The following is a 24,299-nucleotide window of genomic DNA, read 5'->3' on the forward strand; positions in this document are numbered from 1 at the left end:
TCGCTTTCCCGAGCCACGGTCCTGCATCCTCGCGCATCACCTGCCTGACGAGCCCGTCGCATCGCCGAGCCCGATGACCTGGAAGGCGCTGTTCTCGTTGTAGCTCTGCTTTTCGCGCGGCTTGCGCTGCTGCTCCGGCTGCTCTTGGGGCGGAGATCCGTCACCGCCGCCATAGCCGAGCACTTCGACGATCACGACCGACGGCTGGTCATTGTTCTTTGGCGGTGGCGCCGCGGCCTGCTGGCTCGCAGCGGTGGTGTTTGACGCTGATGTCAGCGCCCCGACCGGCGGCCCCTGCACCGTCGGAATGCCGGTCGAGGTGCCCTGCACCTGGATGTTGGCGGCGTTGACCACCTGCAGCGCGGCGAGGTTGACGTTGCCCGAGACACGGATGCCGGCTTCGCCCGCATCGATGGTGCCAAGCGGCGCGATCAGGTCGACGTCGCTCGGCGGAGTGCCGGGGATGGTCGCGAGCGTCGCGATGCCGGCACCACTGGCCGGTGCCGCCGGCGACAGTGCGATATTGCCATAAGCGTCATAGGTGCGCAGCGGCGGCATATAGATCACCGTCGTCTTCGAGCCGCGGCCGGCGTTGATGTCGCCGGTCGCCGACCACACCAGCACATTGCCGCCGAACGTGGTCATGATGCGGCTCTGGCCGAGCAGCACGCTGCCGAGCGAATACACATCGATATTGCTGTTCTGGCCTTGCGTGATCAGGCCAGCACCGGGACCTGGCGTCACGCCCTCGACCCCGATGATGGTCTGCCCGCCCGGATTGAGGATCTGAATGTCACTGCCATACTGGGTGTTGATCCCGGCGTCGCTGACCACCGGGACGGTGACGCCGTTGACGGTGGTGGAGCCCGTGACGCTGCTGAACATCGTGATCTTGCCGGAATAGGTCAGCGGATTGCCTTGCGCATCCTGATCCGGGAACAGCGTGGCGATCGCATCGCGCCCACGTAGATAGCTGCCGTAGCGGCTGCTGGCCTTGTCGTTGTATTCGCGACCGCCGAGCGTGAGCTCCTTGTAGTAGATGTCGCGGACGAACACGCCCTGCTGCTCCACGGGCAGCGACAGGAAGAACGCCAACGCGTCGTCCTTCGTGCCGGTGAAGATGTAGGACTGGCCCTTGTAGATATAGTTCTGACCGGACGAGAAGCGCTTATGCAGCCAATTGTATAATTCGTCGGCGTAGGCCTTGGCGACCTTGCCGCTGCCGGCGAGTGGCGTGCCGTCGCCGGGAAGCTGGTTCGCGGCGTTGAAATACAGCTTGGCGAAATCGGCATAGTCAGGACCGCTGGCGCCGACACCGGCGATCGTGACGATGCCGGCCCCGCCCGTGGTGTTGGACTGATTGACGATATCGCGCACGCTGAGCAGAGAGCCGTAGTAGCCCTGGTACAGGTTGCGGCCAGCCTGTAGCTGAAGCAGGCCAGGACCGAGAACAGCGACGGATTGATAAAAGATGTCGCGGCCGGCCTGCATCAGCGAGATATCGTTCGGCCCATTGTTCAGGAACACACTGGGCACGGGACCGGTGCCGACGATATCGCGGCCGGCGATGACTTCGAACGGCTTGGCCGCGATATACCAGGTGCTGTGGGTCGGATAGAAATACGTGCCACCACTCGGGCTCTCCGGCTGAGCCTGGCCGAGGGTGAGATCGACAATGTCGACGCCGGCGTAGACCAGGGCCGGCCGGTTATCACCTGCATGCAGGTCGGAGATGGGCGTGTCCTCGCCGAAGGCGATTGGACTGATGGGATTGATGCGATTGGCGGCGTTCGCCCACGCATTGGAGCTGCCGGCGCCGCCGGTGCCAGTGGCAAAGACAGGATTGAACGGCGTCGCCAGCGTGCTCATGTCCGCGCCTGACATCGCCACGACCTGGCTCGTCCCGTAGACCGAGCCGGCCGCCAACAATTCGAGTTGGCCGAGCGGCGACGACGTCAGCTCGATTGTCGGCACTCCGCCGCCGGCCCCAGGCTCCGTAAAGCGGATATCACCGTTGGCGGCCGCGACGATCAGCGTTCCCGGAAAGAAAGCCGTGCCGCTGAAGGAAACTCCGCTCAATACGGCCGCATCACCACCCGCCGCGTAGAGATTGATCGCGGTCGCCGGCGTCCACAATGTGAAGTTCGATTGCCCGCGGCTGTGGAGTGTCGTGGTGCCGTCGGCATTACGCACCGTATACGCAATGCCGTTCAGATCGACCGGCGACGCCATGCCGGCGTCCCCCGCGCCGCCGAGCACGAGGTCGCCGCGCGTCGTGATGCTGACACTGCCGTCGCCCGGCATGACGAGCGGCCCCGGTGTCTTGAGCGAGCGCTTGAAGACGTTGGGATCAACGGCGCGCGGATCGTACGAAACCAGATAGGAGCCCCAGGTGTTCGGGGCCAGCGCGCCGACCGATCCGGCACTGACGATGGTGTCGCCACGCAAGTTGGTGAACGAGCCGAAATAGTCTGGCACCTGACCCTGACCGTAAGGCGTCGTCGGCACCACCGGATTGAGTCCACCGCCAATCTTCACAACCAGATTGCCGCCACCGGTCTCTACCAGCGTGCCATTCGGCAGAATACGGCCGGTCGAGGCGACCGCCAGGTCGAGGCCGGTCGAGCCGTTGCCCGTCACGCCGGCATTGCCGCCCGCGATCACGGTGAGATTGCCGCCGCCGAGCGTGCCAATCCCCTGAAAGCCGATCAGCTGTTGGCCGTTATTATAAGGGTTGGTCTTCGCAAGCGAGCCGAAATTGATCCACCAGGCAGCCGGATCGGCGGAGGCGCCACCGCCTTGCAGCCGGAGCCAGTTGGCGGTGAGATTGGAGTCGGCGAACCGGGGGTTGTTGTCCGCGATCTGTAGATTGCCGGTGACATCCCGTTGCGCGGTGAGCAGGAGGTCGCCGCCATGCTCGGGGTACCAGGCGTGCGAATTGCCGCTGCTGGTGACACCGACGAGGTCGTAGGGATTGCTGCCGTCGGCCGCCAGGATCGGCGCCGCCTGGGTGCCGGCCGTATAGACGCCATATGGCGTGGCCTCGCTGAAGCTGCCGCCGGCCAGCAGGTCGAGACTGCCGGTGCCGGTGCGCAGCACGCTGAAGAACGTGCCGTTGCGCGACGAATTGTAGGCCGGATCGCTCAGCGTCAGGTTACCGCTCCCGCTCAGCGCCTGTGTCGTTTGCAACGCGCGTTGGTCGGCGCCGGCAAGATCTGCACCGCTCACGAGCCGGATCGACGCGGACAGCGAACCCGGCGCCAGCATCTGGGCTCCGGCCGCGGTGCCCGCCGCCGAAGGAATTGCAGGGGTCGCCACAACCGCAACGGTCGGCATGCTGCCGGGCTCAAACGCGAACCCAGAGCTGTTGCTGGCACTCAGTATCGTACCGGCGGGAATCGTATCTCCGGGATTGTAGGAGTTGTTGTTGGTATCGACCAGCGGGCCCCAGAAGTTGGTGATCCACCAATTGTAGAAGTCGTCGTTCGGAACGGTCCAACTGCTCACGACGTAGACGTCGGTCTGACCGTCGTACCAGTAGGTGTAGCCGCTGAACGAGCGCTGGGTGAAGTACGGGCTGTTGGTGACGTCGAAGATCCTGATGCTCGCCGGCGCTCCCGGTGATGATTTGAATCCGTCCGAGATACTTCCCTTGACCGTCACATTGCCGCCGGCCCGGATCACGAGGGCCATCGGCTCGCCGGCGCCGTAGGTTGCCGAATTCGGATTGCGATCAGCGCCCGCGCCGTAGCGATATTGGGCAAGATCGATATCGCCCGAGGTCGAGAGGTCGCCGCTCGATGTGATCTGGACGCCCGGCCGCAGATGGTAGGTGCTGCCGTACGCGGACAGGCCCGCGACGCGCGCCGCCAAACCCGCATTGCCCAACGCGGCGTTGATGAACGTCGTGCTTGCGATGTCGTAACCGTCGAGCGTCGCCTGGCTGATGCTGCTGCCGCCCGGCAGGTCGTAGGTCCAGAACGCGTTGAGCGCGATGCTGTAGGCACCCTTGATGTTGAGCAGACCCGCTGCGTTGATGGCGATATCACCGGAGGTCTCGCCGGTGCGCTGTGCGTTCAGCACCACGTCGCCATAGGCGACGCCGTTCGGCGTGGTGAGATCCATGGTCGCGCCCGGTGACAGCGTGAGCGCGCCGCCCGCCGCGGTCAGCTCGATGTGGCCGCGGTTCCGCGCCTCGATCGGCTGGCCGTAGTTGTCGACCTGGAGCACCGTGCCGTGAACATCGAGCACGGCGCTCGGCGCCAGCGCGAGCCCATTGCCGGCCGAGAGCCGGATGGCGCCGGGTGCGGCACCGGACGCATCGATGGTGCCGACGACGGACAGGCTGCCGTTGTCGGTGGCGATTGTGACATTGCTGGCCCTCACACCGTCGCCGACGACCAGATCGCCGTTCCTGATATCGAAGGCACGCGCGTCGAAGAAGCCGCCCTGGGTTAAGAGCGCATTGAGCGCGGCGAAATCCGAGCTGGACAGCCGGCCGGCGGTGACGCTGAAATCGCCGCTCGCGTAGCCATTTGTTGCCGCCCCGTTGAGCGCACCGCCGAGCGTGACCGGCCCGTTCGCCGCCGCGATACTGATCGACCCGGCAACGGCGTTGGTCGCGGAGACATCGATCACGGAGCCGGCAAGCTGCGTCAGACCACCCTGCGCGCTGTTGAAGATCGCCGTGCCGCCGAAGCCGTAGACGGTCGCCCGCTGGATCGTGGACGGTTGACCACTGAGATCGATCCGGCTTGCACCGCCGAGCACGATATCGCCGGTCGCATTGACGACGAGCCTGCCGCTCGGCAGCAAGATCGTCGTGCCGATAGCAACGCTGCCACCGGTCAGGTCGATCTCGGCACCGGCCACGGTCGACTTGGCGAGGCTCGGCGCCGCGCCCGCAGGCGCAACGACATCGAGCGCACCGCCGGCGGAATAGGCCATGATCGACTTCTGCGCACCGGTGAGCAGCGGCGTCGTCAGCGTCAAATTGCCGCCGCTGCCGCTCTGGCCGAATACCGCGGCAGGATCCGAACTCGGTGACTGGTAGACGAACAGCTTGCTGTTGCCGGCCGAGATGATCCTTGAGTTGCCGGTGATGTTGACGTTGCTGAAGCCGTAAATCACGCGGCTCGCAGTCGAGGTGTCGAGCGAGGCGAACCGGCCGAAGTCGATCTCGTTGGCGACGAGGTTGAATGTACCGCTTCCGGTTCCGGGCCCGCCTGCGGCGATGGCCGGCGGCGTCGCACCGCTCAGGCCATTCCACGTAATCTTGTCGGCGGCGATGGTCGAGTTGTCGCTGGCCGCGCCGTAGCCATAGATCGCCGACGTGTTCAGCACCAGGTTGACACCGCTGCCGGTGGCGTCGAGGCCGGCGCTTCCGAACAGGTTGATCGAATTCGCCGCGGCAAGCGTGATGGTCTTCAACGCCGGCGCGTTGTGCAGGGGATCACCATTGACCAACGTATTGAACAGCGTCTGATCGAACATCAATCCGGCGGGTGCGCCGGCCGCGGCCACGGTCGCGGCGTCGCCGATGTTGATGGTGCCTACCGCGAGCGCGATGTTGCTCGACCCGAAATGGGCGGTCGGATCGATCGCGGAAGCGCCGTTGGTGACGAACGCCAAGGTCCCTTCGGAATAGAGCGACGAGCCGGCGCCGATAGTAATCGAACCGTTGCCGACATTCGATGGCAGGAAGTTGATGTCACCATTGGACAGCGCCAGCACGGTGAACTGGCTGACCGCATAGCTCATGCCGGTCGACACGGAATCGAACGGGACTGCGCCCTGTCCGACGGTGTTGAGCGTCACGTTGTTACCGACGCTGATATTGTTGCCGATAAAGAACATCTCCCCGGCGGAGAGGGAGACGCCATCGCGGATGAACAGATCATGACCGTAGGGTTGACTAAGGAACAGCGTGCCATTCGAGGTAATGACAGTTCCGTTGACCAGGAGGCGCGGCGCTTTGAGCGCATTGAGATCGGCGGCGCCGACCGAGGGACTGGAGAATCCTTGGGTCGGCGCGTCCGCATAAACCTCGCCGACATTCAGCAGCGCCACCTGACCGGCATTACCGCCCTGCGTACCTTGAAACAGCGCGGTGCCGTCGAATGTGAGCGCTGGTCCGATCGGGGTGGCGTTCGGCATCTCGAATATGATCTCGAGCGTCTTGCCGTCGCTCGGCAGCAGCGGACGCACGCCGCCGAATTGCGCCACGTTGGCAAGCAGGAAATCGCTGTAATTCTGCTCGTTGAATTGCGAATATTTGCGGACGGAGGTGCCCGCGGTGATCAGCGCGGTCACCGGCAGGCTACCCTTGATCGCGGTGTTGGCGATGCCGGTGGTGACTGTAGCTGCGTAGGTGCCGTTGCCGATTGTGATCGGGCTGCCGACCGGTGTCGTGGTGCTGCCGCCAAGCTCCACGCGGTACGCGCCGGGCAGCAGCGCGTAGTTGGACGGCAGTAGCGTATATGTTCCGGCCGGCAGTCCCGGGACGCCCGCCGGGACGGTGATCTGCTGACCAATCGCGGGATCGCCGGCGCCATTCTCGGGCGCGATCGGCGCGTAACCTGAACCATAACCAGGCAGGATGGCGTAGACCTTGTCGGTCGCCTTGCTGACAGGAGTCGCAGGGTTGGCGTTGACGAGCGGCGTGTTGATCACGTTGACCGAGCCGCCGCGTCCGGAGACGAAACCCGCACCGGCGAGCGTGCCGCCCCCCGACATATCCAGGATCGCGCCGCTCGCGACGTTGATCGACTGGCCATCGAGGATGATGCCGGATTGCGGCCCGTTGTTGTTGAAGTTGGTGAGGCCGATCGTACGGATGCTGGTGCCGTTATACGTGTAGGTGACGCCGTCGATCGTGCCGCCGTAGGGGATGGTCAGACCTGCCATCGAAACGGAAGTCAGGCTGCCGGGCAGCAGATCGACGTGCGGCGTGTACACTGGCCAGCTCAGGCCAAAGGTCAAAAGGCCGAGCGGTGCGCGGACGATGCCGCCCTGCTCGATCACCGGCGCCTGGAACGCGAGTTGGCCGAACACGGAGAGCGGCGCATCCGGAATGGTATCGGTGGTGCGTCCGATGGTCAGCGTCGTCGTGGGATCGGAATTTCCACTGCCTGCGATGACGGTGGCAACGGCATTGGTCGCGGGATAAATCTGCGCGGCAAGGAGATCGAGATTGCCGCTGGTGGACAGCTGGGTCGCGACAACCCCGGGCATCGACAGGAAGCGGATGTCGCCCTGGCTGACGAGCTTCGTCGTCAGGAAACCCGGCGCATACATGTTGTTCGGCGAACGCGCCGAGAAGCCGATGAGGCCCTGGATGTCGATCTGGTTCGCGTCGGCCTCGAACGTGGCCGTGGTCGGCAAGGCCGCGCCGCCGGGATTGCGGATGCTGCCGCTGATGGTCCCGTCGGGGACAACGGCCGTCGCTTCACGAAACAGGATGTAGGGAGCCGACACCCTCACGTTACCAGTCGTGGCCGGCATCGAAGGATCGACCGGTCCAGTCACCGGAGCTCCCGACGCGAACGCCGCCGCCGTCAGCGTCAGGCTACGCCCCAGCGCCAGCGACACATTGCCGGAGAACGCCATGTAGTCGCCGGACGTCAGCGTCAGGCTGTCGAACCCGCCGGCCTTGACCATGTCGGCGCTCACGGTGGCTTGGCCAAACGTCAGATGCGACGCGGCCGTGCCCGGGGCGATATCCTCCGGCAGAGAGGACGCCGGACGCGCCTGCACCACGGTCATCAGGCTCGGAACGATCACATTGACCGGTGCCACCCCTTTGGGGAAGGAATTCACGTCGAAGTTCGGCGTAGTGAGCGCGATCGACAGGCTGCCGCCGGAGGCGCCGGCTCCGCCGAAGAAGGCGTGGATATCGCCGTCGAGATAGAGACCGCTCTGCGATGACAGCGTAATGGAGCCGCCATTCGTTGTGACGATCTGTGGGCGGCTTGACAAAGCCGTACCGCCCGACGCGAGATCGATCGCGACCTGGGTGCCATCTGCATTGAGCTCGGCGCCCGGACGCACGATCACGAAGGCACCACCACCATTGATGGTGATGGAGCCGCCGTCCGTCGCCTTCCCGAATGGATGTCCTGATGTATCGGACGCCTGATAGGCCAGGCCCGAGACATCGAGTTTGGCAGCGGCATCGACCCAGATCGAAATGCCGCGGCCGTTGCCGCTCAGGTCGAAGTTGAAGCCTGTTCGCACCGGCGAACCGTAGGCATCATTGACCAAATTGATACTGCCGCCATGCGCGGTGAGGTTACCGAACACGCTGATCTGACCGAAGGCATCGAGCGTGATGCTCTGGCCCGGATCGACGCTGACCGAGGCGCCGTCGCCAACCACGATCGCGCCGCCAGTGCTGGGCTTGATGAGCGAACGCAGCGTGAGGCTCGCACCGCCGCGCTGGGTTACCGCGGCCTTGCGCGGATCCCCGGTGAACAGCGGCGGGGTCCACAGCTCCAACGCCGACGACGGATCGGTGCCGGCCGGTGCCGCATAACTGCTAGCTGTGAACCGGTAGACCGGCATCGCGGCCGCAAGCACAGTGTTGTTGGCCACCACAACACCCAGCCCGCCATTGATGTCGTAATTGGAGAAGCCGGCGGTGAAGAACGCAGGATTGAGCGATGGCGCGGGCTCGACGGCGACGGTTTGCGGTATCACCCCGCCGACCGGAATAGTGCTGCCGACCGGGTAAGTCATCGGCGTTGATTGAACCGACCCAGCTGCGTAGGTGATCTGGTAGGGCAGGACCGGAAGGCCGTTGGGAAAAACGCTTGAAGGAATGACCGTGCCGGCCGGAATGACGTCGCCGGTGGCTCCGCCGAGACTAAAGCCGGAGATGATCGACCCCGCTGGCAACACGGATCCGGTGCTCCAATACTGCGTGTTGCCGTTCACCCGTGTCTGCACCGTGATCCCGGTTGGAACGGGCCAGTCCGCGCCAGTTGGCACACTGGGCACACCCGCGTTCCGGATATCGACCGGGGTCGGCACGTCATAGACCAATGAGGTGAAGGTGAGCGTTAGCGGCACCGGCAACGGCTGCCCCGCCGGGATGGTGAGCGGTTGGGCGAACTTCAATGCGACCGGCGCAGGCGTGCCTGCGGGCAGCACACCTCCGGCAAGTTCAGCGCTGTCGCCGATCAGGATGTTGCCTGGCGTCGAGATCGTCAGCGTGCCGCCGCCGGTGACGCCCCAGGCGCGGATCGTACCATCGAGAACCAGATTTCCATCGCCCGGCGTTCCCGCATCCTGCTGGGTGTGCCCCGCGAGAATCGTGACGTTGCCGCCTTTGCCGCCTTGCGTCTTGCCGTTGATGAGGACGGTGCCGCCGGAGGACACGTCGACCGTGCTGCCGGCAGCGAGCTTAACGTCCTGAGTCGAATCGAAGGTGACGTTGCCGCCGTCGAGGAAACCGAGGCCCGACACGCTGTTCGGATTGGTCTGCGCGTTGACCCACAGGCCGCGCGTATCGATGACGGCGCCGGGCTCCAGCGTCAGCGCCGCGCCTCCAGCCGCATTCGTCAGCGAAAACGTGCCGGTTGCCGAGTTGAGAATGTTGCTGACGGTGACGGTGCCGGAGCGCGCGGTGATGCCGGCCGCGATATCGACGGTCGGAGCGATCAGCTTGACCTGCGCGCCAGATGACAATTGCAGCGGCGCATCGATGGAGATCTTGTTGGCCGTGTTGATGTTGAGGCCACCGAGGCCGAAGCTGTTGAGCGCCGGCGCATCGAACCAGGCCGTGTTGACGCGACCGGCCGGCAGCGCGGAAGTCAGGTCGAGACCGCCAGTGACCGGCGCAACGTTGCCGAACGACACATCGGTGTTGTAGGCGTTGGCGAGGCCATAGCCATTGTACTGCCCGAGCGCCAGCGTGCCGGCGAGCGGCACGGTGTTCTGCGTCAGCTTGTAGCCGTCGGTGACACCAGTCGGGCGTTTGGCGATCTGGTTTTCGCCGTCGATCACATTGGCGAGGATCGTGCCCTCGAACACCGAGGTCGGGGTCGCGAGAACGAGACTGCCGGCGTCGCGGCCCACCGTGTAGCCGCTCTCCCAGCGCGAGCTGCCTCTGCCGAACGGGCTGAGATAGACCTCGATAACGTTCCAGTGCGCGTGATTGACGATGAAGCCGTTCGCCACCGCGACATAGGTCAAATTGGCCGGGGCATCGTCGGCATCGTAGATGCGGCCGTCATTGCCGAGCAGCAGCGTCTGCCGCACATAGCCGCTCTGATACTGCACCGCTCCGCCGGAGATATTGAAGATCGCGCCGCGCTGCGCCACCACCTCCGGCGCTGACAGCGTGATGGTGCCGCCCACCGCAGTCCATTCGCCGATCTTGTGGCCGGTGTTGTTGAGATAGCCGGACACCTCGAGCAACCCGCCCGCGGTGTAGTAGCGGTCCGTCGCATAGCCGCCGGTGCCGGCCGGCACCAGGGTCAGATCGCGGGCGTCGATCCACATATTGCTGTTGATGAGCGTGCCGCTGTCGCGATTCTGCGGGCTGTCGCGCAGCTCGTTGCCCTGGACGTTGACCTTGATCGAATTGGCGGACACCGGCAGCACGGTGCCGGTGGTGCCGGAGACGTCGATCACCGATCCGCTTTCGGCGAACACGCGCTTGCCGGCGGAGGCCGTCACCTGGCCGCCCTGCGCCATGGTCAGCGAGCCATTCCTGAAATCGATCGTACCGCCGGTGACGATCTCGATGCGCGACTGATCGGGCCGATCGGACAGCGTCGAGAGGTTGTCGAACTGGCCGGTCGCCAGCAGGTTCGGCTTGGCCGAGGCGATCAGGGCATCGCGCTGCGAATTGAGCGCGGTCACGCTCGGATCGATGCCGGACACCAGCGCGGCCGCCGCATCGGTCTCCGGCAGGATCAGGCTGATGCCGTTATTGGTCAGCGTGACGCTGCCGGTCGCGTCGGACGCCGAATTGAGCAGATGGATGGTGCCGCGCTGATTGACCGAGGTGGTCGAGACCAGGATGCCATCCTGGGTGACGGCATGGCCGGCGAGCGTGATATCGCCCTGCTGGGCGAGGACGAGACCCGTGTTGCTGACGGTCCCGCTGCCGCTCCCGCGATACAGCACCGGCGCGATCTCGTTGCCGCGCGTGGTCGAGTTCTGGTTGGTGTTGGTGCCATAGCCGGCGCGCAGGATGAAATCGTCGCCGGCCGCGAACTGGGTCTGCCCCTTCGGCGTGGTGATGGCGCCGGCATTGTCGACCTCGGTGCCCATCAGCAGCACGAAGCCGCCGCCCGTCGTGACCGAGGACGGCGCATTGGTGGTGATCAGCGCGCCGCTCTCGACCACGATCTTGCCGCCGGCGCCGGTGAAGCTCGGCAGATAGTTGGTGCCGCTCTGGGTCGAATAGAGACCGTTGGCGCGGAATTGGCTGTCGGCGATATTGGCGGTTGATGCGATCAGCGAGCCGACATTGATCTGGCTCGCGCCGCCGAAGATGATGCCGTTCTGGTTGATCACCAGCACTTGCCCCGGCGCGGTGATGCGGCCGAGGATCTGGCTCGGTCCGGCATTGCCGACCACGCGATTAAGCGCGGTCCAGCTGCTGGCCTGCTGGTTGAAATTGAGCGTGGTCTGGCTGCCGACGTTGAAACTCTGCCAGTTGAGGATCGCCTGCGGGGCGGTCTGATTGACGGTGACCGTGGTCTGGCCACCGCTTGCGGTCTGGCTCGGCAGGGCCGCGCCTTGCCAAAGGCCCGAGCCGGGCACAGCGCCCGGCGCAACCTGAAGGCCGCCCTGCGCGAGGCCGTTCGGCACCGCCACCTGCGGCAGCGTGGCCGATCGCTGCGAGGCTGCAGCTGCGCTACGCGCAGCGGACTGCGCAGCCTGCAACGCCTGGATGGCCTGGGTCGCCCGCATCAGCGCGCCCTGGCTTTGCCTCGCGACATCAGTGGCCTGCTGGGCTGCGGCGGCTGCAGCGTCGCTGGCGATCGCCGGCGCCGAGTTCGTCGTCGCGAAATTGCCGAATGGACGCGCGGATGCGCCCTCAAGCCCGGTCAGCAGCAGCGCCAGCGTGCTTGTTCCCGCGAGCAGCATGGAGCGGGATGCCAATCCGATCCGCTGCCGCGAAGAAGGCGGCGCGACCCGACGCGGATCGAGGCGAGGACGGCGGACAACGCGCTGACGAGACGGCATAGGGTGTTCCCCGGGAACAACGGACGGAAAGATGCGCAGATCGGATCTGCGCAGATGCTCGTCACACGGCTTGACCGTATGCCAGGCTTCTCGTCTCCAAGGACGCCATTTGATCGGCCGGGACCGAACGACAAAATCGCGGGCTGCATCACAATTCCTGCGCAGACATGATGCGCGCTTTCACGGCCGCCCGACATCAGCTCAGCAGCACGATGCCGCCGGGCAGATGTCGCGCCTTCGCGCCGAAGATTTGCTGGAACATGGTCAGGATGCCATCGACGTTGTCGATCCGGAACCGGCCGTTGACGAGACGGCGTTCCAATTCCGCGTTCGTCACCATGACCTTGCCCGACCGGTAACGGTTGATCTCCGTTACGACGCTGCCGAGCGGAGCGTCATGAAAGATCAGCATTCCGTCGCGCCAGGCTGTCACCTCGGCAGGATCGACCGACATGGGCGCCGCGAGACCAAGCGCTGCATAGCTGACCTGTTGCCCCGCACGCAGCGCCGCGACGGAACTGTGACGGGTGACCCGGACCTCGCCGTCGAGGCACGTCACGCAGGTGCTGCGCGGCTCATGACGGACGTTGAACTGCGCCTGACGCGCACTCATCTCGCCGTCGCCGGCAACCACGCGCACCTCGCGGCTCGCCGAAGCAGCGGCGATCACGGCTTCCCCGGTCAGGATCTCGATGCGATCCTGGCTGTTGTCGCCCGACTGGACATTGACGCTGGTTCCGGTGTTCAGCGTCACCTTGACGCCGCCATCGATCGTGAGCTTGCGCTGCTCGCCGGCGGCGGTGCGATAATCCGCCATCACATCCTGCAGCGACGGCCACAGCTGCATCGGTGGCGACACCACGAGATACGCGGCGGCCGACGTCGCCAGCGCGCCTCCGAGCATCGCCCGCCGCGTCATGCGCGGCTGCCGCCGGACGTCCGTCAACAAGGAATCGCCACGTCGCTTCAACAGGTTGGCGCCGGCCGGGCCGAGCTGATCCCAGAGCAGGCTGGCCTGCGCCAGCGCCTCCGAATGGGCGCTGCTCTGGCTTCCCCAGTACCTGGTTTCCTCGATGTCCCGCCGGGTAGCCTGCCCCGAACCAAGCCGCTGGACGCGCGCAAGCGCCTCGCTCTCGATCGCGGTCAGCTCCTCCGACGGTTCGTCGTGACGTGTCATCGATCGGGCGTTTCTCTTGGCAGCACGTCCATCCAAATACGCAACACTCTGACGCTTTCCTATCAGGACGTTTCCCGCGGTGCCGGACCGAAACGCCTTGTGACCTTTTTATTAAATCGCTTGGCGCAATGCTCGAGCGCGGCTTTCAGCTCAAGCTCCACCAAGCGCTGCGAGACGCCGAGGCGCGCGGCGATTTCCCGGAGCGGCGTGCCCTCCAGGCGGGATGCGAGCAGGATCGTCCGGCGGCGCGGCGTGAGTTCCTCAAGCACCTGCTCCAGATGCGCAATCTGCTCCCGCGATTCGACCTCGCGTTCCGGGCCGGGCGCCGCGTCGGCGATCTCGAGCATCGGTTGCACCTCGAACCGCTTGATCCGGCGCGTCTCCTGGCGCTCCCGGCTGATCGCAAGATTGAGCGCACTGCGCAGCAGATACCCGATCGGGCTGTCCACCACGCCCGGGCCGTTCTTGTCGCGAAGGTGCAGCCACGTCTCGTGAAGGGTCTCGCGGGCTCTTTCGTCGCCGAGACGCCGCGCGAGGCGGCGGCGAAGCTCGTCGTAGCGCTCGACAAGCACCTGCCGAAGCGTGGTCGAAGTGGTTTCCGTCATCGCGCGACCAGTCCCGGGCGCCTCGGGTCGCGCGCGGCACAGTCGCCGGTCTCGGACGGCGGCCGCGGCGAAACCGCCATCACGACGGGCTGCGGCATGTCCGGCGGCGGCGGCCGGCCGATCACGACAGCACGCAACAGGGCGGCGATCGCCTGGTCACGCGCGCTGTCATCGGTCGAGCCGAGCAGCTGGGGCTGCAGCACCTCGCCGGCATGCCCGATCCAGAACCTGAACTTGATCCGATAGCCGCCCGGCGCGGTCAGCGCTGACCGGCAGAATGCTTCCTCAATGCTGCTCTGGACGGACGCAAGATATGGCATGAAGCCACGCATCGACGCCGTCTGCGGTGCCGCTGTTGCCGGTACGATCGTGAAGGCGTTCGCCGCTGCATAGACCGCGACCAAACCGGTTCCTTCGAGCAGGAGCTGCAACGCCACGTCGGGCGTCATCGATCCCTTGACGGCCTGCGCGCGGCGTCCCCCGGCCAGGGTGGCGTCGTAAACGACCTGAAGACCGGTGGCCGCGCTGTAAGCATCGAGCGCGGAGACCAGCGGCTGGCTGCCAATATCGAAATCGACCGTTGCCGGCGTCCGAACTGATTCAAGGCTTGCGGCCATCGTTACCGTCTGGATATTCCCGGCAACGAGAGTGCCTATGACCAGGCCAAGAAAGCGCTGCCACATCCGATCATGCTTCGCGCGCAGCCCGATCTTCCGACCCATTGAACAAAGTGCATGAGGCGCCGCCTTAATCCTCAAGCCCCAACCGAACGGCACGATCTATCGGTGATCGATAGAGCTGTTCGTCAAACCCCGCGGCAGGCGCAACATAGAAACAGATTGTGACAATCTGCTAACAAGGGCGGAGACCTCGCGCCGGCCGCACCTTACGCCGTCGCAGCCGGCGCCAGCCGATCACGATACCGCTGATCGAGACGATCGTGCCGACCGCCGACAGCAGCCAGACCACGACGTCGCGCGCCGGCCAGATGCGCAGCAGCAGCGGGAAGTCCAGACTGTGCAGCGCGTTGAACAGCCAACGGTAGGAGCGGCGGCTGTCGTCGCTGCGGTCGAGGATCTCGGCGGTGACGGGTGAGATGTGCAGCCAGGTGCGGGCGGGATCGTCGAAGCCGATCCGCAGCACCGGAAGTTCGCGCGTTTGGTGCAGCGTGTGCCAGTAGGCGTCCGGCTCATCGAGCCGCCGCGCCGATATCATCGCAGCTTTCGGCATCGCGCTCCGGGCGGCCGCGAGGATCTCGTCCTGCGAGAGCGTCACGGGCGCGCCGGTCGCGGGATCAGCGAGGCTGCGACGCCCGCCGCTAGCGTCGAGCACCATCAGGGGGTGTCCGCCGATCCAGACGAAGCGCGCCTCCACGGCTGATACCGGCGGCGGCGACGGCAAGCCGGCGACGATATCGGGCGTGTCGTGGCCGCTGTAAGCGACCGCGATCTCGCGCGTGAGGCCGCGGCCGGAGAACGCGCCGCCGGGATTGAGCGACAGCCAGCCGCTGAACATCCAGGTGAAGACGAAGACGCCGCCGACGAGGCCGGCGATATGATGCCAGGCCATCCAGCCGCGATAGGGCGAGACCGCGCCGTCAGCGTAACGGCGCGTCAGCCGCAGGCGCAGAATGCCGATCCAGAAGCCGGTGACCGCGACGACGAGGCAGATGCCGGAGATCCACAGCACCACGTCCCGCCACAGCGGACCATCCTTGCGCAGCACGGTCGGATAGATCCAGTGCGGGACCGAGCCGAGCCAGTTCCAGACGCGCTCCTGCCGTGTGGTGTCGAGCGCGATCTCGCCGCTGCGCGACGAGACGTAGAGCTCGGTGCCATCGGGATCGCCGAGGCCGATCAGATAGAGCGGCCGCAACGGATCGAACCGCACGGTGACCGACCATTGATCGCGCGTCACCGTATCGAGCAGTCGCGGCTGTACGGCACGCGGATGATGGCGTGCAATGGCCAGCGCCTGATCCGGCGTGACGCGATCGATCACCCGGCCATCGATCGCCGAGATGGTGACGGCGCCTCCGTTCCAGCCGTTCACGCGATAGACCGGAACATCGTCCAGCATCGAGAGCCGGAGATCGCGCGGATAATGCCCCGCGCCCGCGATCGCCATGGCGCGATCAGGTGCGACCTGCACCTTGCTCCAAACGATGCCAGGGAGCGCAGAGAGGCGCTCGTCGTCAGTGAGGCGCGGAAACGCCACGTACATCATGACGAGGCCGGAGATGAACCACATCGCGAAGAAGAGACACGTCGCAATGCCGATCCAGCGATGGACGACATAAAGCCATCGCCGCGCTCGCCGGATCAGAGCGTTGCGCATGGTCAGAACTTCACGTTGACGGACAATTCGGCGGTGCGCGGCATGCCGAGCAGCCACTGCCCCGTCCCGTTCGAGGTCACCGCGTAGACCTTGTCGAACAGATTGTAGACGCGGAACGCGACCGTGGTGCGGTCATCCGGCTTCCACCTGATGCCGCCATTGACCACATTGTAGCCCGGCCGCAGCTGGGTGTTGGCGAGATCGGAGTACATCGCGCCGACGATCTGCACGCCGCCATAGACCGACCAGTTGGGCGCGAAGTCCCAGGTCAGCCAGACGTTGGAGACCTGCTGCGGCACGTTGACCGGAACATTGCCGTTGTAGCTGACGACCTTGCCGCCGACCACCTGGCTGTTGTTGTCGTATCTCGCACGCAGCAGCGCAAGATTGGCGTCGACGCGCCAGCCATCGTTCAGCGCGAGCCCGATCGTTCCTTCGACCCCGCGGGATGATTGTTGGCCGATCTGCAGTGCCAGGCCGGCGGTGGGATTGCTGGGATCGGGAATGGTCAGGCCGGTCTTGACGATCTCATACCCTGCCAGCGTCCACTCGCCGCGGCCGCCCCAGAACGACTGCTTGACGCCGATCTCGGTCTGCTTGCCGGTCGCAAGCTGGAAGGTCTTCTGCGAGGTCGACAGCGAGATCAGGTTGCTGACCGGATCGACGCCGACCGCGTACTGACCATAGAACGCGAGGTTCTTGATCGGCTCGTACACCAACCCGGTTCGCCAGCTGGTGCCCGACAGCGTGGTTTCAAAACTGTTCGCCGGCGTCTTGTAATCGGTGCGATCGACCTCGGGACGATCGTACCGGACGCCGGTGACGAGCGACAATTGATCGGTCAGCGACAGCCGATCTTCGGCGAACAGCGCGTATTGATTGACGATCGCGTTGAAGCCCGGCGTCGTCGCCGTGGTCGTCGCGAAGAACGATCCGGGATCGAACACGTAAGGATTGACCGACGACGCGCCGCCATAGGGCGAATTGTTGGTGTGGGTGAAGTCGATCCGGTTGACGTCGAACCCGGCAACGAACTGGTTGGCAAGTCCGAAGACGTGACCGCTGAAGGTCGTATCCATCCGGTTGCCGAGTTGCTTCTGGTCGTGGAAGATCTCGATGTAGCTGGAGCGGTCGATCAGCTGGGTCTTCGGATTGAAGGTGTAGTTTTCGATATCGCGCCAGTGCCGCTCGCTGGTCAGATAGTACAGCGTGTTGTTGATCTTGACGCCGTCGGCGACGTCCCACTCGGTCTTGAACTGGGTCCAGCTGTCCTGATAGCGGATCGCGCTGTCCAACGCGTTGTAGTTCTTGAAGCGCAGCACGTCCTGGATCGAGCCGTTGATCAGCGGCGTGCCGAAATAGCGCGATGGGCTGCGGTCGCCATAATCCTCTGACAGCGTGAAGGCGAGATTGTCCGATGCCTGCACCCGCACGGCGGCGGAGACCACCGCATTCGAGGTCTTGTCGCGATCGACCCAGCCGTCCGACATGTTGCCGGTGGCGTTGATGCGGTAGGATACATTGGGATTGATCGGACCGGTGCTGTCGACCGAGAGCCGCCGCGTCATGTTGCTGTCGAGCGAGACTTCGGCCTCGTTGTAGGGCGTGCCCTGCGGCTTCTTCGGAATGACGTTGATGACGCCGCCGATCGCGCCTTCGCCGTACAGCACCGAGGCCGGACCGCGCAGCACCTCGATGCGTTGCGTCGACCAGGTGTCGTAGGGGAACGTCAGGGTGCCTGAGCCGATATAGAAGCGTGTGCCGTCATACAGCGTCATCACCGAGTTGCTGCCGGCAAAGCCGCGGGTGCTGAACGACAGGCCGCCATTGCCGGGCGCCGGCGTTGCGATGAACCCGGCCGCATTCTGGGTGACGGCATCGAGCACATTATGCTGGCCGCGTTCGGCGATGGTTTGCGACGTGAGGATCTCGACGCTGGCTGGCGTCTGCAGCGGCGTCAGGTTGAGACGACTGCCGGTACCTCCCTGCGCGGAGGCATTGAGCGTCGGCGATGCCGATCCCGATGCGCCCGACGCCGCGGCGCGCGGCGCGCCAGCGGTTGCCGCCGCCGTTGCAGCTCTGGCGCGCGGCCGCGATGCAGCGGCGGGATTGCTGCTTCGCGCCGCAGGCTTGGGCTTTGCGGATGTCGAGGGCGAGACCTCGACCGGATCGAGCGTCGTGGGTGGAGCTGTTTGTGCTGACCCCTCGGCCGGCAGCAGCAGCGATGACAGGGAGCAAACGAGACCGAGGCGCCAACGGCGCGCGGCGGGAGAAGACGGAGACATGAAAGGACTCGCGGTAACGTGGCACGTCACCGCGAACGCGGACTGGCGCATTGCCCCAAAGGCAGTGCTCCGATCCCACCAGGACGCCCCCGCCCGATGTGCTCGCGTGTGACCACGACTGACGGCAGGTCTCCTGGCTCACGGGTCATCGCCTGTCGACGCCTTCCCGGACCTGACAGCCCAGTGGCAAATTGACGAAAGGCTCGCCGTTTACAGTTGCGGGGACAGCTGCGGCATTGGGGTTACCCTCGCACCGCATTCCCTTTTGATCCCCGAAGGGAACCGTCGACAGAAACGATAGGTGGTGCGGGATGGGCTGTCAATTCGATGCGATTGTCGCACACATGCTTTGCGGGATGGTGCTGCGGCGATGACACAGCGACATCCGCGGCTGACGCGGAGAGGTAACCCGTCATCCTGAGGAGCGCGGCACGCGCGTCTCGAAGGATGCACGGCCACCAGCCGGGCCATCGACCCTTCGCGACGCGCTTCGCGCTCCTCAGGGTGACGGGAAACGCAAGCTCGCATCACTCAAGGTCGACGCATCCCTGCATCACCTCATCGATCTCGGCCCGCGACAGAGCGCCCATCTCGGCGATGAAAACGATTCGCGTGCGTGGCACTCCCGGTGCCGGCACACCGCCGGCAGCCAACGTCGCGCGGCCGCCGGCGAGTTGAAATACCGTCAGCCGTCCCGGCTGCTCGACCGTCTCGAACAATCCCTTCGCGCGCGCCAGCTTCGGCGCCAGTCTGCCGATCGCCTGCTGCAAGCGCGGCAGCGCTACCTTCCGCTCCGAGGTCCAGCTCAGCGTCTCGAACCGATCGGCTACCGGTCGTCGCGGCGCGGTCTCACGCGGCGCCGGCACCTGATCGAGGTCCGCGGGAAACAGCAGCGCGGCCGGCACCTCGCCATGCAGGGCATCGACGACCACGGCCGCCGGACGCACGGCCCGCACCGCATCGCGGATCGCCGCGCACGCGGTTGTATCGGCCAGATCGACCTTGCTCAGCGCCACCACATCGGCCGCGCGCAGCTGCGAGCGCAGCAGCGCATCGTCCAGCATCGCCGCGGGCTGCGTCGCGTCGACCACGCACAGCACCGTCTCCAGCGGTGCCTCCTTCCAGATCACGGGATCCATCAGGTTGCGCACGATGTCGGCGGGATCGGCGATCCCGCTGGTCTCGATCACGATGAATTCGGGACGCGGATCCCGCCGCAGCAGGCCAGCGAGCGTGCGCAGCAGATCGCCTTCCAGCGTGCAGCAGATGCAGCCATTGCTGAGGCTGACCACGCCGTCGCTGGCGCCGGCGATCAGCTCCGCGTCGATGTTGATCGCGCCGAAATCGTTGACCACGGCGGCGATGCGCCGGCCTTGCGCATGCGCCAGCAGATGGTTCACGACCGTGGTCTTTCCCGCCCCGAGAAAACCCGCGACCAGCAGGATCGGGACCGGCATCTTAGCCTCCGGCAACCGGCCGGCGCACCGGCCGGCCCGGCCGTGCCGCGACGTCGAGGACGCCATCATTGATCAGCGGCTGGCCGCTGACCACGAGATGCCGCACGCCTTCCGCCGGGCGGTTCATCGCGGAGAAGGTCGCGCGGTCGCTGAGCGTCTCGAAGTCGAACACCACGACGTCGGCGTCGGCGCCGACCTGCAGCCTGCCCTTGGCGCGCATCGCCGGCGTGCTCGCGGACAGAATCTCGGCCGGGATCAGCGCGCATTTGCGGATGCCCTCGAGCAGCGACACCTTCCGGCGCTCGCGCACCCATTCGCGGATGAAGCGGGTGAAGCAGCCGGCCGAACGCGGATGCGAGGTGGCATCATCAGGCAGCGGCCATGCGTCGCCGGTGTAGGGGCGGCCGTCCGACAGCGTCCACGGCATCGCGTCGGACGCGATCGCACCGCCTGGATACAGCACCGCCATGTCGAGCAGATCGCGATGATGCGCGTTGTTCTCGATATCGAGCACATGCCACAGCACCAGCGTCGAGGGTTCCGCGGCCTGCGCCGCCAGCAGCTCCTCGCGGCTACCGAAGCGGTGACCGTCGGTCACGCGCTGCACCGAATCATAGCCGAGGCCATTGCGCTCCTCGAATTTGGGATCGCTGAAGAAGGTCGCCGCCAGCACGGTCGAGCCGGTGCCGTAGGGATAGGCCTCCACCGTGATCGGCAGGCCCTGCGCCTGCGCTTTTGCGATCAGCGCGACACAGCGCTCGATGTCGGTCTTGCTCGACGAGTTGAAGTGGCAGATGTGCATATGCGCGCCGGTGGCGCCGGCATAGCCGATCAGGCGGATATAGGCTTCGGCCGCGCTCTCGGGATCGATCCGCGACATGTAGGCGACGTGGGTGAAGGTCGGCACCGCATGATCGGCCGCGAGCTGGCACACGGCAGTCAATTCCTGCACGCCGGCACCCGGCGCATAGGCGTTGAGAATGCCGATGCCGATGCCGCCCTCATTCAGTCCGTTGGCAAGGCGCGCGAGGATGCCGCCGACCTCGCTTTCGGTCGCCACGTTCTCGATCCAGCGGCGATCGCGCATCGCCGCGCCAAACGATTCCAGCGAGCTTTCCGCGTTCGAGCCGGTCATCGCGCCGATCCGCGCGAACGCCCAGTTGGCGGCCGCGCCGTAGTTCAGCACCCGCCCCTTCTCGGCCTGGCGCTTGTACCAGGACGCGACCGGCAGCACGCCGGCCTCGAGGTCGAGCGATGTCGTCACCCCGTCGAACGCCTGCATGCGATCGGCCGGAATGGTCTGGCCATGCGCGTGCAGGTCGATGAAGCCGGGCGCCACCACAAGTCTGGTGGCGTCGATCTGGCGCTCGGCGCCGCCGAGCCCGGTGCCGACCGCGGCGATCTTGCCGTCGACGACCGCGACGTCGCCGATCGCATCCATCCCGCTGGCCGGATCCACCACCCGGCCGCCGCTGATCACCAAACCACCCATCTCGCCACTCCCCGCATTGTCCGACACCGCGGTCCCGGCCGGCCGCCCTCATCAAAGGCTTACGACCGGACCCAAGCGGGGCCAAGAGACAAAAATGCATCGCATCTATCGCGACGACCGGATCGGGATCGTTGCGACGTGGTGTAACGCAGTCGTCCTTCGCGCGATGCGAGAAGGACAGGACCAGATTAACGTCGGCTCGGCTGATTCCCTGCTTTCCCCGTCATCCTGAGGAGCCGCGAAGCGGCGTCTCGAAGGATCGACGGCCACCGGCCGGGCCGTGCATCCTTCGAGACACGCGTGCCGCGCTCCTCCAGCGACAAAGGCGAAGCCTTTGCGCGGGGATGACGGGTTTGGCCTCGCAGTGAGTTCGTTACGTTCCGGTGGCGCGTCGCGGGGCGAGGCCTCTCCAGAGATCTTCGCTCGGCCTGGTCCGGCTTGTGACGATCTTCGGCGGGGTCTGGTCTCTCGCGATCGCAGCCTCGAAGGCCCGCCGCAATCGCGGATTGTCGATCTGCCACTCGAAGCGCCGTACGATAGACTCGGCATGCGCATCGTTACCGGTGATGGCGTGACAGAGCTCCGCAGTCGTCCTGCGGAAGAACTGGAACGCGCCCTCGGCCGCGCCGCTCAACCGATCAAGCTCACCGGCGACGGCGAGCACATGCATCCGCTCGGCATTGTCGAGCGTCACCGCGAAGCGCAGCACTGCGAGTTGCCAGGCGCAGAGCAGCTTGCCCTGCGGTTCGGTCACTCCGTCACTGCGCATCAACGAGACACTCCGCACGCCGATTTTGGCGCGGCGCGACTATCCTCGCGAGGCAATAGGTTTTCGAGGGGAACGCGCAAGCGATCTCATAGGAGCGGCATAAGTGCGTTCGGTCCGCTCAAATGCCCTCGAACTGCAGCCGTGCCAGCCGCGCATAGAGGCCGCCCGCGGCAACCAGCTCGGCGTGGGTGCCCTGCTCGACGATCCGGCCCTGGTCCATCACAAGGATCCGGTCGCAGGACAGCACGGTCGCGAGACGATGTGCGATCACAAGCGTGGTGCGATGGCGCATCAATTCCTCCAGCGCGGTCTGCACCAGCGTCTCGCTCTCGGCGTCGAGCGCCGAGGTCGCCTCGTCGAGCAGCAGCAGCGGCGCATCGCGCAGGATCGCGCGCGCGATCGCGATGCGCTGGCGCTGGCCGCCGGACAGCGTCACGCCGCGCTCGCCGAGCTGGGCGTCGAAGCCGCCGGGCAGCCGGCGCAGGAATTCGGTGGCATGCGCCAGATCGGCGGCGCGCTCGACCTCGGCGTCGGTGGCATCGGGCCGACCGAACCGGATGTTGTCGCGGGCGCTCGCGGCGAACACCACGGAATCCTGCGGCACCAGCGCGATCCGCGCACGCACGTCGGCCGGATCGGCCTGCCGGATCGGCACGCCATCGAGCGAGATGATGCCCGATTTCGGATCGTAGAAGCGCAGCAGCAGGTGGAACAGCGTGCTCTTGCCGGCGCCGGAGGGACCGACGATTGCGACCTTCTCGCCGGAGCGCACCTCCAGCGATACGCCGTCGACGGCAAGCGCGTTGGGCCTGGTCGGATAGGCGAAGCTGACATTGTCGAAGCCGACATCGCCACGCGCGGGCTGCGGCAGTGCGCGCGGCGACGCGGGAGCTGCGATCTGCGGCCTGACGCGCAAGATCTCGAACAGCCGCTCGGCGGCGCCCGATGCGGCCGAGACTTCGCCCCAGACCTCGCTGAGCTGGCCGAGGCCGCTCGCGGCGAAGGCCGTATACAGAATGAACTGGCCGAGCCGGCCGGGGCTGATGGCGCCGGTCAGCACGTCGTGCGAGCCGACCCAGAGGATTACGACGACGCTGGCGAACACGATGAAGATGACGATCAGCGTCAGCATCGCGCGCGCCTTGGTCGAGCTGCGCGCGGCGTCATAGGCCTGCTCGACCTCGCGGGCAAAGCGCGCCCTGGCGAGCCGTTCGCCGGTATAGGCCTGCACGGTGCGGATCGCATTGACCAGCTCGGAGGCATAGGCGCTGGCATCGGCCAGCGTGTCCTGGGCGTTGCGCGACAGCCGCCGCACCCAGCGGCCGAACGCGACCAGCGGAATCACGATCATCGGAATCGCGAGCAGCACGAAGCCCGAGAGCCGCGGGCTGGTGATCACCATCATCGCGGCGGCGCCGAAGAACAGCATCAGATTGCGCAGCGCGATCGACACCGAGGCGCCGACCGCGGACTTGATCTGCGTGGTGTCGGCGGTGAGCCGCGACACCAATTCGCCTGACCGTGCGGAATCGAAGAACGAGGGCGACAACGAGATCAGATGCGCGAACACGTCGCGCCGGAGATCGGCGACGATGCGCTCACCGATCGTCATGACGAGGTAGTAGCGCGAGGCGCTGGCACAGGCGAGCACTGCGACGACGGCGATCATCACGCTGAAATAGCTGTTGATCATCGCGATGCCTTCGGGCGTGAAGCCGAGGTCGATCATCCGCCGCACCGCGACCGGCACGATCAGCGTGGTGATCGCGGCGATCGTCAGCGAGATCAGCGCGAGGATCGCCCGTCCCTTGTAGCGCGCCACATAGGGCGCGAGCGCAAGCAGGGGCCGCAGGCGGGCACGGCTCTTCGCCGGCTCCATGATCTGGCTCTCGATGAAGGCCTCCTCATCGAGCAACGCGTCGCGCGGCGGTTCAGGGGTGCCGCGAGGGGTCTCAAGCTGTTCGGCTACACTCATT

At 65.8% G+C, this 24,299-nt stretch carries 10 protein-coding genes and 1 riboswitch; all 10 genes read right to left on the minus strand.

Going from position 1 to position 24,299, the window contains the following annotated elements; all coding sequences use genetic code 11:
- Nucleotides 1-36: 36 nt before the first annotated feature.
- The 10 genes from ACOIX3_RS37535 to ACOIX3_RS37580 all read right to left on the minus strand — a co-directional run bounded on the left by ACOIX3_RS37535 (nt 37) and on the right by ACOIX3_RS37580 (nt 24,298).
- Complete coding sequence (locus ACOIX3_RS37535) at nt 37-12,117, minus strand: filamentous haemagglutinin family protein (RefSeq protein WP_420967014.1); 12,081 nt, start codon at nt 12,115-12,117, stop codon at nt 37-39.
- A gap of 280 nt (nt 12,118-12,397) precedes the next feature.
- Nucleotides 12,398-13,378 carry a FecR family protein gene (locus tag ACOIX3_RS37540; protein WP_420967015.1) on the minus strand — a complete coding sequence of 327 codons (981 nt, stop codon included), beginning with the start codon at nt 13,376-13,378 and terminating at the stop codon, nt 12,398-12,400.
- 62 nt (nt 13,379-13,440) lie between these two features.
- On the minus strand, nt 13,441-13,983 hold the full coding sequence (locus ACOIX3_RS37545; RefSeq protein ID WP_207833465.1) for an RNA polymerase sigma factor: 543 nt from the start codon (nt 13,981-13,983) through the stop codon (nt 13,441-13,443).
- Nucleotides 13,980-14,600 carry an STN domain-containing protein gene (locus ACOIX3_RS37550; protein ID WP_420967016.1) on the minus strand — a complete coding sequence of 207 codons (621 nt, stop codon included), beginning with the start codon at nt 14,598-14,600 and terminating at the stop codon, nt 13,980-13,982. Before ACOIX3_RS37550 ends, ACOIX3_RS37545 begins: the two co-directional genes overlap by 4 nt.
- 235 nt (nt 14,601-14,835) lie before the next feature.
- Nucleotides 14,836-16,320, minus strand: coding sequence for a PepSY domain-containing protein (locus ACOIX3_RS37555; RefSeq protein WP_420967017.1), 1,485 nt, complete (start codon nt 16,318-16,320; stop codon nt 14,836-14,838).
- Nucleotides 16,321-16,322: 2 nt separating this feature from the next.
- A complete protein-coding gene (locus ACOIX3_RS37560; RefSeq protein WP_420967018.1) occupies nt 16,323-18,605 on the minus strand; it encodes a TonB-dependent receptor in 2,283 nt (760 codons plus the stop codon).
- A gap of 105 nt (nt 18,606-18,710) precedes the next feature.
- A riboswitch (cobalamin riboswitch) is annotated at nt 18,711-18,907 on the minus strand.
- Nucleotides 18,908-19,132: 225 nt separating this feature from the next.
- Nucleotides 19,133-20,062, minus strand: coding sequence for a CobW family GTP-binding protein (locus ACOIX3_RS37565; RefSeq protein WP_420967019.1), 930 nt, complete (start codon nt 20,060-20,062; stop codon nt 19,133-19,135).
- Nucleotide 20,063: 1 nt separating this feature from the next.
- Complete coding sequence (locus ACOIX3_RS37570; protein WP_420967020.1) at nt 20,064-21,554, minus strand: amidohydrolase family protein; 1,491 nt, start codon at nt 21,552-21,554, stop codon at nt 20,064-20,066.
- A 373-nt stretch (nt 21,555-21,927) separates the two neighbouring features.
- Complete coding sequence (locus ACOIX3_RS37575; protein ID WP_420967021.1) at nt 21,928-22,323, minus strand: hypothetical protein; 396 nt, start codon at nt 22,321-22,323, stop codon at nt 21,928-21,930.
- 118 nt (nt 22,324-22,441) lie between these two features.
- Nucleotides 22,442-24,298 (minus strand): ABC transporter ATP-binding protein/permease, encoded by a 1,857-nt coding sequence (locus ACOIX3_RS37580; protein ID WP_420967022.1) that lies wholly within the window; start codon nt 24,296-24,298, stop codon nt 22,442-22,444.
- Between the last annotated feature and the right edge of the window lies 1 nt (nt 24,299).

Origin of the sequence: Bradyrhizobium sp. B120 (assembly GCF_049075665.1) — a bacterium.
Classification (GTDB): domain Bacteria; phylum Pseudomonadota; class Alphaproteobacteria; order Rhizobiales; family Xanthobacteraceae; genus Bradyrhizobium.

Bases quoted from the DNA above. Each gene is read 5' to 3' on its own strand.
- ACOIX3_RS37540 (WP_420967015.1), bottom strand. From the start codon at position 13,378: ATGACACGTCACGACGAACCGTCGGAGGAGCTGACCGCGATCGAGAGC.
- ACOIX3_RS37555 (WP_420967017.1), bottom strand. From the start codon at position 16,320: ATGCGCAACGCTCTGATCCGGCGAGCGCGGCGATGGCTTTATGTCGTC.
- ACOIX3_RS37545 (WP_207833465.1), bottom strand. From the start codon at position 13,983: ATGACGGAAACCACTTCGACCACGCTTCGGCAGGTGCTTGTCGAGCGC.
- ACOIX3_RS37550 (WP_420967016.1), bottom strand. From the start codon at position 14,600: ATGGCCGCAAGCCTTGAATCAGTTCGGACGCCGGCAACGGTCGATTTC.
- ACOIX3_RS37560 (WP_420967018.1), bottom strand. From the start codon at position 18,605: ATGTCTCCGTCTTCTCCCGCCGCGCGCCGTTGGCGCCTCGGTCTCGTT.
- ACOIX3_RS37580 (WP_420967022.1), bottom strand. From the start codon at position 24,298: ATGAGTGTAGCCGAACAGCTTGAGACCCCTCGCGGCACCCCTGAACCG.
- ACOIX3_RS37575 (WP_420967021.1), bottom strand. From the start codon at position 22,323: ATGCGCAGTGACGGAGTGACCGAACCGCAGGGCAAGCTGCTCTGCGCC.
- ACOIX3_RS37565 (WP_420967019.1), bottom strand. From the start codon at position 20,062: ATGCCGGTCCCGATCCTGCTGGTCGCGGGTTTTCTCGGGGCGGGAAAG.
- ACOIX3_RS37570 (WP_420967020.1), bottom strand. From the start codon at position 21,554: ATGGGTGGTTTGGTGATCAGCGGCGGCCGGGTGGTGGATCCGGCCAGC.